We start from the raw sequence: 12,485 nt of genomic DNA, 5'->3' as shown, positions 1-12,485 counted from the left end.
TACTTCCCCTGAGTTAATTCAACTTGAAGTTGGGTATTTTAATAGGGGGGCGATAGGTGTATTGTTTTTAATAAAAGGAATGTTTGTTAAAAGGATAGCTAATAATGTCAGGGGAATCTGAGGTAGCTCAACGGCGGGACACGTTAAACAGATATTTATTGTATTTCCCGCGTAGCAAAAATGTTATTTCTGATGTTCATTCTTTTACAGGAAAAGAGATATTAAGCGAGCCTTATCGCTATACCATTCGCTTTACCAGTCCGGATCAAAACATTGCCATTAATGCCGTTCTTAATCAGCGGGCTGAGTTTATTCTGCGTGCACCCAACCAGGAAGCCTCATGGCATGGGCAAACCTCCTGGCTGCCGGTTCGCCAGATTAATGGCACGATCACCCAATTTTCCCGGCTGACGTCTTCTGGTGATGAAGCCCTTTATGAATGCGTGCTGGAGCATGAGCTGGCGCTGCTGGATCAAAACTACCGTTCTGCGGTTTACATGAACATGACAGTCCCGGAGCTCGTTACAAAGCTGATGAAGGACAGTGGTCACTTTGACGGCTACAACATTGATTTTGACCAACTGAGCCACAGTTATCCACGACGGGAAATGATCGTTCAGTGGAAAGAAACCGATTTGCGGTTCATCCGTCGGCTGCTGGCAGAGATAGGGATCTGGTTCCGTTTTGAGAATCACAACAAAGTAAAAACAGAAACCGTCGTTATTTTTGGGGATTCTGCGCGTCGTTACAATTTCAGCGACAAACAGATGCCTTATGTCCGACATTCAGGCATGACCAGTTATAACGAATACATTACCGATCTGGAGGAGCAGCACGGTCTGATCCCAAGAAATGTGTTGGTTCGCACCTATAACTACCGTGACCCGCAATCGCCGCAGACGGATAAGACCGTTAAAACGTGCGATATTCCCGAAGGTGTAACGACAGGCCAACACTATCACTATGCCGATCACTATCTGGCTGCGGGTGATTTTTACGGTGAAGAGGCGGAAACCGCCGCATTTTACGCCCGTCTGCGTTATGAACGCCTGTTGAATGGACAGAGTGTTCTGGGGGCGACAACCAGCGATCCCGAGCTTCAGCCAGGCATTATGTTTTATCCCTCAGGGCCTGTACCTGACGGGTTTAAGTCCGGGTTTGTGATAACTGCGATGACTATCCGCGGCAGCCGTGCTGAACACTATCGCGCCGTACTTTCTGGGATCCCATATATCCAGGGCTATAGCTTCCGTCCTGAATACTTATCCCGGCCGGTGATAGCCGGAACGGTGCCCGCCAGAGTGAAGGCTATCGGGGGAGATAAAACCTATGCCGGACTTGATGCGGTTGGGCGCTACCGGGTTAAGTTCGATTTTGACCTTGATGAAAAACGGGTCGGATTCGAAAGCGCCCTGGTACGCCTCGGCAGGCCGTACGCCGGTGACACCTTTGGTATTCACTTTCCGCTACTGGAGGGGACTGAAGTTGCCGTTGGTTTTGAAGGCGGTGACCCGGACAGACCTTTTATCGCCCATGTCATGCACGACGGCAGCCACCCGGATTTAGTCACAAACCGTAACGATACACGAAACGTGATCCGCACGGCCGCGTTGAACAAGATCCGTCTTGAAGACCGTCGCGGGCAGGAGCACATCAAAATCTCTACCGAGTACGGCAAAGGGCAAGTGAGTGTGGGTCACCTGGTTGATGCTGAAGGCAAAAAACGCGGGGAAGGTGTGGAGGCTCGCACCGACGACTGGATGGCGCTGCGTGCTGCGAAAGGCGTGATGATCACCACGGAAGCCCAGCCCCGCGCGGGGGGGAAGCAACTGGATATGACAGCGGCTATTGCACAACTTGAAAAGGCGTTGTCGCTGGCGATGACCCTACAGCAAAGTGCGCTTACGGCAGGCGCAAGTAATGTGGAAACCGATCGGCAAAATGCGCTCAGCCAGACGCTGAGTCATCTCGCGGAGCCCGGTATTTTGGCATATGGAAAAAATGGAATTGCGCACGTTACGCCGGACAGCCTGCAACTGTCCGCCGGGAAAGACCTGATTGCCACAGCGGGCGGGAATGCCAGCGTGAATGTGGTGAAAAAATTCTCGCTGGCCGTAGGGGAAAAACTGTCGCTGTTTGCCCGGAAACTCGGCATCCAGATGATTGCCGGTGCGGGGGATATTACGACGCAGGCGCAGCGGGGCGAAATGCACATGCTGTCGCAGCAGGATTTCACGCTGACAAGCACCGCCGGGAAAATGAACGGCAGTGCCAGAAAGGGAATGCAGTTTGTCTGCGGGGGCGGCGGGATCCGTATCAGCCCGACCGGACTGGTCACCATTTTCTCGCCGACGGGCATTGAGCTCAAAGCGCCGAGCCTGAAATACGACGGTCCGGAAAGTGTGTCGGTACCGACGCCATCCTTTGAGAAAGGCGCCTTTAAACTTCGCTACAAACTGCACGCTGGCGATGATCCGGAGCAAATTCTGGCAAACAAAAAATTCAGGCTGACCAGTGCATCCGGACAGGTGGTGGAAGGCTTGACGGACAGCTGCGGTCGTTCACCCCTGCTCGATGCTGACGACCTCGACAGCTATAAAATGGAGATAATGGAATGACGGAGGCGAAGACAAAACCCTACGCTCCACGGGTGGTATCAGAAGGCGATATTCCGGTACACAAAACCCTGGGCGAAGTCGCCCAGACGCGCAACGTCGGAATACCGCGCCCGATGCCCGGCATTGTGATCCTCGTCCATGGCGTGAACGACGTGGGTGAAGCCTACCAGAACCAGGAGAAAGGTATACTTGCCGGGCTGGGTAAGCGACTTAACCGGCAGGATTTTTACGCCCACGAATGGAAAGACTACAGAATTATCACTCCAGGGCGTTCCCCCATCATCCCGTTTTACTGGGGATATAAACCGGTTACGCATGCTGATTACCGGGCGGACCAGAAGCGCTACCGGGAGGAGGTCGGAAAGCTGAGTCACAAAGCGCATCTTCCCTATGATGCGTACCAGGAAGATAACGAGACGAATAAAAAGTCGCTGGGTAATGACGGAAAAGGGCCGTTTCAGTACCAGAACGATAACTTTAAAAACGCACTCGATACGAATTTTGCCAAGGGGGGCGGGACCTTTGCCAACGCGACGACGACGATCCCGGATATGCTGGGGCCCGGCGCCGGTGGCTTCGGCGTTGCCGCTGCGGGATTTGCCTCGCTGCACTTCAATGATGGCGATTTTACCCATCCTATTTATGAAAACCCACACCGCATTTACCAGTTTTTTGCCGCTCAACGGCTGGCGGATTTGATTATTCAGATTCGAAGTGAGCCGATTACGGCGAAAGATGTGATTAACGTTGTGGCCCATAGTCAGGGCACGATTATTACTATGCTGGCAAATATGCTGGTGAAACAGGCCGGGTATGCTCCGGTAAACTGTGTGATTCTTAATCACTCACCGTATTCTCTTGAGTCGCGCGTGGCTGAAAATATTCAGCCGGGTTATCAGCAGACCGACGACGCCAGACAGCAGACATTTAAAAATTTCTGTCGCCTGATGCATACGCAATGGAAAGGTGGCGGGAAAATGGCAGAGAGCGAATTACTGGCTCTGGAGGCCTCCTGTACCCTGCGTAAACCTTCCGATAATCCGCTGCGAACGGATGACAGATATTGCCGAAGCAACGACGGTAAAGTGTATAACTACTTTTGCCCGAATGATGGCGTCGTGTCGCTGGAGAATGTTCAGGGGGTTGGCTGGCGGGGCATTCCTCAGAATATAGCCAGTGATATACCTAATCTGTTTCAGCGCGTGTTTTACCAGCATGGTGCAGTAGGAAACATTCCTGGCGCTAAACCCTTTGAGTTACCACCGCGAAATGAGGGGGATGCAAAATATGCCTTTCTCACGAGCGCCAGTTACAGCGCTCGCGATGTGGTGATAAACGGTGAGGAGTTACCGGAACCTTTTATTTTCAAACTTCAGGGGGAGGATAATCACCCGGATAACGATCCTAAAACCAGTGATAAACCGTATACCTATTATGTCGATCCGGACAGCCCGGACGCCTACATTTCCTATTCCGCCAAAGCCAGCGCCATTAAGCGCACAGTAACGACAACCTTTGCTGTGAACCGCTATCAAAATATTGGCTGGCAGCCTGGTCACGTTTTATCTGCTTCAGAGCTTAAAGAAGAGAGTTTTGAACGCAAGCATGAAGTTATTTATGGTGAGGTTTCAGGTTCGCGTGATTTTCAGCTAGTCACCCTTACCTGGAAGAAAACACCGGAAGAACTGCAAGCGGAATGGCAGAAAATCGACCCGGTGGGCTACAGCCAGCACTCCTCTATTGTGATGAGCGAATTTGCGCCATCGCACGCTATGGCGTTTGATTTGGCTATTGGGCAGTGCAAATCATTCGATTATCAGGCGGGGAAATTTTGGGAGGGGTTGTTACATCGTGCGGACTGGCGCGATCCGCAGAACGGCAATGCCGATGCCAGAGAATATTATCGTTCGGGAAGGTTGCCAATTGCTGAGACGAAAGACTTCATGAACAGACCTGACGAAGTGCTTCCAAAGAGCACTTACGGTGTGAAAAATCAGTTTAACAAACATACCTCATTCAAGCCTTCTCACGATCAGGTTGCAGGAAATCAAGAATTGAAAAACCTCCAATGGGATATGCCAAAACCAATGAGTGACAGTCAACTGGCGTAAGGACAAAACATGAAGGGATTATGCAAAGATCTTGCGGCTATAGCTATCTTGCTAACAACTGGATGCCAGGCAAAAGAGCCACCGACGCAGATAGTTTACCGGTTCGATGATCATCGCTACCTTGAGTTAAAAGGCTGGGGCTGTGAAGGCCAGCTCTGGTATACAGATACGAAAAGGGGGATTCATTCACAGCCTTATTTTCAATTTTATCGAGTATTTACCCGTAAGTTTATTCATCCATCAGAACGATATATTTCTATTCCTAACTGGGAGGTGGATGGATTTCATGTATCGAAAGACTATGGCGAAACATGGAAAGCCGTCGGTTTTTCCCCAGCGGGAAATGAACCAAATGGAGATAACAGAGCACCCGCAGAAGATGCTGTGTCTTTCACCGTCGTCAACGATCAGGGCTTTTTACTAACCAAACACCGGCTGTATATGTCATCAAAACCATTTGAAGACCCGCGGATTCTGCCCGGCGGGCCGGGGATTGCCTATACCGTGGATGACGGAATGGGAAATAAAGTAAGCGATACGCTGGACCCCCGTTTCCCTGGCTGGGCCTGGGGAATGGTCTATATGACTAAGCAGGGGCTAAAGCACAGCACGCAGCAATTTAAGGCTAACTGGCAAGATCTACCCGACAGCGTACCCGAAGTGAAAGGCTATACCGGCTGGGAGCACATGCAATGCAACATGGATGCGGGAAAATAGGGAGATAAAGTGATGAAAGGCGTCATTAGGTTAAACGATTCGCTGATAAGCGGAGGAAAAGTCACTAAGGCCTCTGGGGCAGACTTTATGGGTCAGCCCGTGGCCTTAAAAGATGATCTTGTGCAGTGTCCGCTCCATAAAGGAACGTTCGCGATCAATGAATGTCACCCAACCTGGACCATGCATGGCCGTGGGGTTGTGGTAGATGGCTGTCGCGCGGCGTGTGGATGTGAAATCAAAAGTACCTTACCTGTGGCGGGAGCTTCGTAATGCGCGCGTGGTGGTTATACAAAAAACAGCCAGACCCGGATTCCACTGTGCCAGTCGTCATGATTGTTTTCCTCTATGTGATAGCCGTCGCAATGGGCCTCGCGATCCGGGCTCTCACCTGGCCTGAACAGGAACACGTTACGGCTCTCTTTTTTGTGCCTTCAGTTATTCTGCCCATCTGTGTTGTGTCGTTGATAGTTTTTACAAGTTTCATATTTCATGACGCCAACATTCATTATGCTGAAACCCGAAAATTCATAGCAAAAGAGCAGGAGATTAATTTAAAGACGTATGCGCGGAAAAATATGGCTATCGCAGCATGGTCTTCAATCACTCCCCTGGAGCAACCCGCGCTGAATATGTTGAAACTGGAAGGCGAATTTCCGCTGGCACCGAAAACGCCGGTTAACATTCAGCTGGAAGATCGCTTCGACCAGACCAGGAATGAACAGATGTTTTACCGCTTACTGGACCCGATGGCAGAAAAATTGAAGGGCTATAACTACCGTATTTTTGAAACCGTTGTCTGGGTTCGTGGAGGAAGTGGATCCTGCATTGAAGAACTGAGACGCACTCTGGAGCGGTTGGGTATTGAAACGGCCAGCACGTGTAAAATTGAGTACAGCACAGAATGTCCTGACTACGCGATCGTTAGCCAATGGATGAACTTATCTGATTACAGAGTCGAAAACCGGTTGATTGTTATCGTTGATTTACATGAAGAAAGCGGCGAATCAAAGAGCATGGAAAATGCGTGTGCGTTCCTGCTGACCAGTCATTATGTCCGGGAGGAGGGCGAAAAACCGGTATATTTATATCAGCCTATGTCTGACGTGACCGATGTAGAGGACAACATGGCGGTCTTCCTTGAGACGGGTTCGGTACTTACGCCGAAAAATCTCTGGTATACCGGGCTGTCCCGTATTGAAAAATATCCATTAATGCAGGCACTGGACAAAAAAGCGCTCACGGTGGAACGGCTGGATATCGATGCCTCTCTGGGAGCAAAGAGTGCCGGGTATCGGTGGCTGGCTCTGGCATTTGCGGCGGATGCGGTAAAATATGCCCAGGGGGAGCAACTGGCAGCTTATTCAGACAAAAACAAATTTTGTATTACTTCGCTTTCCTCCATGAAGACAGCTATCCCAAAAAAACTTACCTGGTGTAACTGGAGTAATCCCCTTTATCCTGCGGGGATGGCGGCTTTATTCTGCGTGTTATCCCTCATTGCCTATCGCATCAGTTTCCTGGCGCAAAACGATCCGCCAGCAATCTGGGAACTGATTGCGAGCATCATCATTCCCTTCGTTATTTTTATTGGCCTCGGTATTTTTGTTTTCATCTCGAAAACGAATGAAGCCTACGAGGACATGGAATACGAATGGAAGCGATAGAAACGGAACAACATTAATCATGTAATGTGGCTGGTCGCTTAGTTGACCAGCCTTTAGTTATTTACCCTGTCACTTTTACCGCAGTGGCCGCTTTTTTCGCTCTGGCGACGGCTTCGTCCACGTTTTCCCCGGTCGCTAATGCCACGCCCAGACGACGGCTTCCGTCGATCTCCGGTTTGCCGAACATCCGGACCTGCAAACCTGCGCCAACCGCACCTTCGACGTTATCAAAGGTCACATTCTGGCTGGTCAGCTGCGGCAGGATCACCGCCGAGGCTGCCGGGCCGTACTGACGGATGCCGCCAACCGGCAGGCCGAGGAAAGCACGTACGTGCAGCGCGAACTCGGAGAGATCCTGTGAAATCAGCGTAACCATCCCGGTATCGTGCGGACGAGGGGAGACTTCACTGAAGATCACCTCGTCGCCGCAAACAAACAATTCCACGCCGAACAGGCCGTAGCCGCCCAGCGCCAGCACCGTCTTGCGGGCGATCTCCTGCGCGCGTGCCAGCGCCAGCGCGCTCATCTGCTGCGGCTGCCAGGATTCACGATAATCGCCGTCTTCCTGGCGATGACCAATCGGGTCACAGAAATAAACGCCATCCACGGCGCTGACGGTGAGCAGGGTAATTTCAAAATCAAACTTCACCACGCCTTCCACGATGACGCGCCCGGCCCCGGCTCGGCCGCCCTGCTGGGCATAGTCCCAGGCTTTGTCCAGCGTGCTGCTGTCGCGGATAAAGCTCTGCCCTTTGCCGGAGGAGCTCATTACCGGCTTAATGATGCACGGGTAGCCAATCTCCTCTACGGCCTGGAGAAACGCAGCTTTATCCCCGGCAAAACGGTAGCTGGAGGTCGGGAGCTGTAATTCTTCTGCCGCCAGGCGACGAATGCCTTCCCGGTTCATGGTCAGTTTTGCCGCAGTGGCGCAGGGCACCACGCGCTGGCCTTCCTGTTCAAGGGCAACCAGCATCTCAGTGGCAATGGCCTCAATTTCAGGTACCACGAAATCCGGTTTTTCGTCGGCAATTAACCCCCGCAGGGCATTACCGTCAAGCATATCAATGACGTGCGAGCGATGTGCGACGTGCATGGCGGGCGCATTCGCGTAACGGTCCACCGCAATCACTTCCACACCCAAACGCTGGCATTCAATGGCCACTTCTTTACCCAGTTCACCCGATCCCAACAGCATGACACGCGTCGCGGCGGGACGCAGCGCGGTTCCTAAACGAGTCATAAAAATCCCCCTGAAAAAGATGCGGGCAGTATAAACGAAAACGTTTGCGTCTGTCTTGTATGGGGATAACCGGACAGGGGGGAAATTTGCGCTTCTTTAGCACTGACAGACATTTCCTGACACCCGCTCGCTTAGGCTGTGAAGGTTACGCACTGTTACGTGAGGAAAAATATGTCAGGCTGGATGAATCAACTGCAATCCCTGTTGGGACAAAAAGGCTCGTCGTCCGGCGAGCAGGGTCTGAGCAAGCTGCTGGTGCCGGGTGCGCTCGGCGGGCTGGCCGGTTTGCTGGTTGCCAATAAATCATCGCGGAAACTGCTTACCAAATACGGTACCGGCGCGCTGCTGGCGGGCGGAGGGGCTATTGCCGGTTCCGTCTTATGGAGCAAATACAAAGACAAGGTGCGCAACGCGCATCAGGATGAACCGCAGTACGGGAAGCAGGTATCGCCGTTAGATTTACGCACCGAGCGCCTGATCCTCGCCCTGGTCTTTGCGGCCAAGAGCGACGGGCATATTGATGCCAGTGAACGTGCCGCAATTGAACAGCAGATGCGGGAAGCGGGCGTTGAGGAGCAGGGCAGAGCGCTGGTGGCGCAGGCCATCGAACAGCCGCTCGATCCGCAGCGTCTGGCGCAAAGCGTGAAAAACGAAGAAGAGGCGCTGGAACTCTATTTTCTGAGCTGTGCCGCCATCGATATCGATCACTTTATGGAGCGCAGCTACCTGAACGCCCTGGGCGATGCGCTGAAGATCCCCCAGGACGTTCGCGAGGGGATTGAGCAGGATATTCAGCAGCAGAAGCAGACCCTCGCGGGCTAGAAGGCCATGTTTCGCTTGCATCATACGCGTGTTTTGCCAACCTTATAGGATGTAAAACGAAAAAGTAAGAATGCCATGCCTCCAAAAGCCCGACGTACTCCTTATGCGATCACCACGCATGGCGATACGCGTATCGATAACTACTACTGGCTGCGGGACGATTCACGTTCCCGGCCAGAGGTGCTGGACTATCTGCACGAGGAAAACGACTATGGCCGCCAGGTCATGGCCAGCCAGCAGGCGCTTCAGGATCAGCTCCTGAAGGAAATGGTGCAGCGTATCCCCCAGCGTGATGTCTCTGCCCCGTGGTGCAAAAACGGTTATCGCTATCGCCATATTTATGAGCCGGGAAATGAATATCCCATCTACCAGCGCCAGTCTGTGCTGAGCGCCGAGTGGGATGAATGGGAGATCCTGCTGGATGCCAACAAACGTGCTGCCCACAGTGAGTTTTATACGCTGGGCGGCATGTCCATTTCCCCCGATAACGCCATTATGGCGCTGGCTGAGGATTACCTCTCCCGCCGCCAGTACGGTTTGCGTTTCCGCAATCTTGAAACGGGGAACTGGTATCCCGAAATGCTGGATAATGTCTCCCCCGATTTCGTCTGGGGTAACGATTCAGAAACGGTCTACTACGTTAAAAAGCATGCCTCAACCCTGCTGCCTTATCAGGTCTGGCGTCATACGGTGGGGACCGATTCCGCCGACGATGAACTGGTGTATGAGGAAAAAGACGAGACGTTCTATGTCAGCCTGCATAAAACGTCTTCTCGCCACTATGTGATCATTTTCCTCTCCAGCGCCACCACCTCAGAAGTGCTGCTGCTGGATGCAGAGCTGCCGGATGCGCAGCCGCTGTGCTTCCTGCCGCGCCGTAAAGATCATGAGTACAGCCTGGATCACTTCCAGCACAGCTTTTACCTGCGTTCGAACCGCGAGGGCAAAAACTTTGGCCTTTATAAAACCAAAGTGCGCGATGAACGCAAATGGGAAGTGTTAATTCCCGCGCGCGATCAGGTGATGCTGGAGGGGTTCACCCTGTTTACCGACTGGCTGGTGGTGGAAGAGCGTCAGCGCGGACTGACCAGTATCCGCCAAATCAACCGCAAAACCCGCGAAGTGGTGGGCATTGCGTTCGATGACCCGGCTTACGTAACGTGGATCGGCTTTAACCCGGAACCGGAATCGTCCCGCCTGCGGTACGGCTATTCGTCGATGACCACCCCGGATACGTTGTTTGAACTGGATATGGACACCGGGCAGCGTCAGGTGATTAAACAGGCTGAGGTCCGGGGTTTTGAGTCGGAAAATTATCGCAGTGAGCACCTGTGGGTGACCGCACGCGACGGCGTTGAAGTCCCAGTGTCGCTCGTCTATCACAAGGCGCACTTCAACAAAGGTAAAAACCCCATCCTCGTCTATGGCTATGGCTCCTATGGATCCAGCATGGACGCCGATTTCAGCAGCAGCAGGCTGAGCCTGCTCGACCGCGGTTTTGTTTATGCGATTGCCCATATTCGCGGCGGCGGCGAGCTGGGTCAGCACTGGTATGAAGACGGAAAATTTCTCAAAAAGAAAAATACCTTTAATGACTACCTTGATGTTTGCGATGCGCTGATCGCGCAGGGTTATGGCGATCCGCAGCTCTGCTTTGGCATGGGGGGCAGCGCCGGGGGCATGCTTATGGGCGCCGTGATCAACCAGCGGCCTGAACTGTTTAAAGGCGTTATCGCCCAGGTGCCGTTTGTGGACGTGGTGACGACCATGCTGGATGAGTCCATTCCACTGACCACCGGGGAGTTTGAGGAGTGGGGGAACCCGCAGGATGAAACCTATTATCGCTACATGAAAGAGTACAGCCCGTACGATAACGTCGAGGCGAAAGCCTATCCGCATATGCTGGTGACCACCGGCCTGCACGATTCCCAGGTACAGTACTGGGAGCCCGCGAAATGGGTGGCGAAGTTGCGTGAGCTGAAAACTGACGATAATTTGCTGCTGCTGTGTACCGATATGGACTCGGGGCACGGAGGGAAATCAGGGCGATTTAAATCCTATGAAGGGGTGGCGCTGGAGTACGCCTTTTTGATTGGCCTGGCGCAGGATACGCTGCCAGGCCGGGCGGGGACTCAGGCTTCGCCTAAATAATGCTTCAGCGTCAGGCGCAGTTCCGGGCTCATTCTGTCGAGGTTGTTGTACAGCCAGCGCAGATAGCCCGGATCCTTGTCCGCCACTTCCGATACTGGCTTCCCGCGATATTTACCGAACGTAAAGGTGGTCAGTAGCGCGGGGCGCCCGGTAATGGTCGCCATATCGTCTGGCGTCCAGCCGGAAGTGTTCATGATATCAATCAGGAGCGCTGCGGTGATGTAGCAGTCATAGAGGGCACGGTGATGATGCAGCCCTTCCGGCGTCCGCACGCTGAGTTTGCGCGACTTATACAGCGCCATATTGCTGTATTTGATCCCCGGCCACAGACGGCGCGCCAGCTTCATAGTGCAAATCCATTCGCCGGGCATCTCCGGCAGCACGCGGCGGTCAAAGCTGGCGTTATGGGCGACATACCACTGGCTACCGTGGTAAAGAGGGATGATCTCTTCAATCCACGGCTTGTCCGCCACCATCGATTCCGTAATGCGATGTATCGCCATCGCCTGCGCACTGATGGGACGATCCGGGCGCACCAGATGGCTCATTGGGTTGACTATCTTTCCGTCAATCACGTCGACAGAAGCGACTTCCACAATTCCACCCTGCAAATCACAGGTTTCGGTATCGATAACGCGCAGCATTGATCGCTCCTGATCCTAAAATGCCTAGCCTAATGGAATGATATCGCCTTGCCAACCCTGTTGGCCTAAAGAACCGGTTAGCAGCAGTTCTCCCTTATCGGCACGTACAATCAGCTGACCTTTTTCATCCCATAATGCGCTACCGCCGCGCGCGTTCGCCATTAATACCGCGATGGCATACTTGTGCGCGAAGCGTTGTAACGAACCGATGGATTGCCGCCAGCGGTGCTCGCCCACGGCCAGGCTGCTGGTGAACAGCGTTGCCTCCGGGTCCAGTTCCGGGGCGTCAGCCTGGTTATCCACGATGGTTAACCGTTTATCGCCAGGAATAACACCCGCACCGTTGCCCTGCGGATAACGCCGGATGGTCGACAGGTTAGGGGTGAAAAGCGCGAGTCCTTTCTGGCGCTGGCCGTGTTGCTGGAGCGTAATACCAGCAATCACCGTGATGAAACGTGACTGGGCGGCGTGAAGGAGCTGTCTCTTATACACATCTGACGCTGCCGACGACTAACCTC

General features: G+C 53.0%; 9 protein-coding genes and 1 pseudogene. 7 read left to right on the top strand and 3 right to left on the bottom strand.

The window, feature by feature from the left end; translation table 11 throughout:
- The first annotated feature begins 104 nt into the window (after nucleotides 1–104).
- From ACNQ0W_RS23700 to ACNQ0W_RS23680, 5 genes are read left to right on the top strand one after another with little or no spacing between them, the layout of a single operon-like run.
- Nucleotides 105–2,618, top strand: coding sequence for a DUF2345 domain-containing protein (locus ACNQ0W_RS23700; protein WP_062933469.1), 2,514 nt, complete (start codon nucleotides 105–107; stop codon nucleotides 2,616–2,618).
- Nucleotides 2,615–4,729, top strand: coding sequence for an effector protein Tle3 domain-containing protein (locus ACNQ0W_RS23695; RefSeq protein ID WP_062933470.1), 2,115 nt, complete (start codon nucleotides 2,615–2,617; stop codon nucleotides 4,727–4,729). Before ACNQ0W_RS23700 ends, ACNQ0W_RS23695 begins: the two co-directional genes overlap by 4 nt.
- Before the next feature lie 9 nt (nucleotides 4,730–4,738).
- Nucleotides 4,739–5,446, top strand: coding sequence for a T6SS immunity protein Tli3 family protein (locus ACNQ0W_RS23690; protein WP_062933471.1), 708 nt, complete (start codon nucleotides 4,739–4,741; stop codon nucleotides 5,444–5,446).
- A gap of 12 nt (nucleotides 5,447–5,458) precedes the next feature.
- Nucleotides 5,459–5,716 (top strand): PAAR domain-containing protein, encoded by a 258-nt coding sequence (locus tag ACNQ0W_RS23685; protein ID WP_063149865.1) that lies wholly within the window; start codon nucleotides 5,459–5,461, stop codon nucleotides 5,714–5,716.
- The gene (locus ACNQ0W_RS23680) at nucleotides 5,716–7,110 is read left to right on the top strand and encodes a hypothetical protein (protein WP_062933472.1); all 1,395 of its coding nucleotides are present in this window, start codon (nucleotides 5,716–5,718) and stop codon (nucleotides 7,108–7,110) included. Before ACNQ0W_RS23685 ends, ACNQ0W_RS23680 begins: the two co-directional genes overlap by 1 nt.
- A gap of 61 nt (nucleotides 7,111–7,171) precedes the next feature.
- On the opposite strand, the gene purT is transcribed toward ACNQ0W_RS23680, so the two are convergent.
- Nucleotides 7,172–8,350 (bottom strand): formate-dependent phosphoribosylglycinamide formyltransferase, encoded by a 1,179-nt coding sequence (gene purT / locus ACNQ0W_RS23675; protein ID WP_062933473.1) that lies wholly within the window; start codon nucleotides 8,348–8,350, stop codon nucleotides 7,172–7,174.
- A gap of 171 nt (nucleotides 8,351–8,521) precedes the next feature.
- Here purT and ACNQ0W_RS23670 point away from each other — a divergent pair, with 171 nt between their 5' ends.
- Nucleotides 8,522–9,172: a tellurite resistance TerB family protein gene (locus ACNQ0W_RS23670; protein ID WP_062933474.1), complete on the top strand. Its 651-nt coding sequence runs from the start codon at nucleotides 8,522–8,524 to the stop codon at nucleotides 9,170–9,172.
- A 75-nt stretch (nucleotides 9,173–9,247) separates the two neighbouring features.
- The gene (gene ptrB, locus ACNQ0W_RS23665; protein ID WP_062933475.1) at nucleotides 9,248–11,323 is read left to right on the top strand and encodes an oligopeptidase B; all 2,076 of its coding nucleotides are present in this window, start codon (nucleotides 9,248–9,250) and stop codon (nucleotides 11,321–11,323) included.
- On the opposite strand, the gene exoX is transcribed toward ptrB, so the two are convergent.
- Entirely contained in the window at nucleotides 11,305–11,967 is a 663-nt protein-coding gene (gene exoX, locus ACNQ0W_RS23660) for an exodeoxyribonuclease X (RefSeq protein WP_015570288.1), read from the bottom strand. The genes ptrB and exoX overlap by 19 nt on opposite strands.
- A gap of 24 nt (nucleotides 11,968–11,991) precedes the next feature.
- Nucleotides 11,992–12,447: pseudogene (locus ACNQ0W_RS23655) on the bottom strand (carbon-nitrogen hydrolase family protein); the annotation flags it as partial.
- Nucleotides 12,448–12,485 lie beyond the last annotated feature (38 nt).

Source organism: Enterobacter cloacae complex sp. 6730903, assembly GCF_048283985.1.
Taxonomy (GTDB): Bacteria; Pseudomonadota; Gammaproteobacteria; order Enterobacterales; family Enterobacteriaceae; genus Enterobacter; species Enterobacter hormaechei_C.
Note: the sequence above shows the minus strand (reverse complement) of the source record. Positions and strands in the feature narration are given on the sequence as shown.

Excerpts from the sequence above, each read along its gene's own strand:
- ptrB (WP_062933475.1), top strand. The coding sequence starts at position 9,248 with ATGCCTCCAAAAGCCCGACGTACTCCTTATGCGATCACCACGCATGGC.
- exoX (WP_015570288.1), bottom strand. The coding sequence starts at position 11,967 with ATGCTGCGCGTTATCGATACCGAAACCTGTGATTTGCAGGGTGGAATT.
- ACNQ0W_RS23700 (WP_062933469.1), top strand. The coding sequence starts at position 105 with ATGTCAGGGGAATCTGAGGTAGCTCAACGGCGGGACACGTTAAACAGA.
- ACNQ0W_RS23685 (WP_063149865.1), top strand. The coding sequence starts at position 5,459 with ATGAAAGGCGTCATTAGGTTAAACGATTCGCTGATAAGCGGAGGAAAA.
- ACNQ0W_RS23690 (WP_062933471.1), top strand. The coding sequence starts at position 4,739 with ATGAAGGGATTATGCAAAGATCTTGCGGCTATAGCTATCTTGCTAACA.
- ACNQ0W_RS23695 (WP_062933470.1), top strand. The coding sequence starts at position 2,615 with ATGACGGAGGCGAAGACAAAACCCTACGCTCCACGGGTGGTATCAGAA.
- ACNQ0W_RS23670 (WP_062933474.1), top strand. The coding sequence starts at position 8,522 with ATGTCAGGCTGGATGAATCAACTGCAATCCCTGTTGGGACAAAAAGGC.
- ACNQ0W_RS23680 (WP_062933472.1), top strand. The coding sequence starts at position 5,716 with ATGCGCGCGTGGTGGTTATACAAAAAACAGCCAGACCCGGATTCCACT.
- purT (WP_062933473.1), bottom strand. The coding sequence starts at position 8,350 with ATGACTCGTTTAGGAACCGCGCTGCGTCCCGCCGCGACGCGTGTCATG.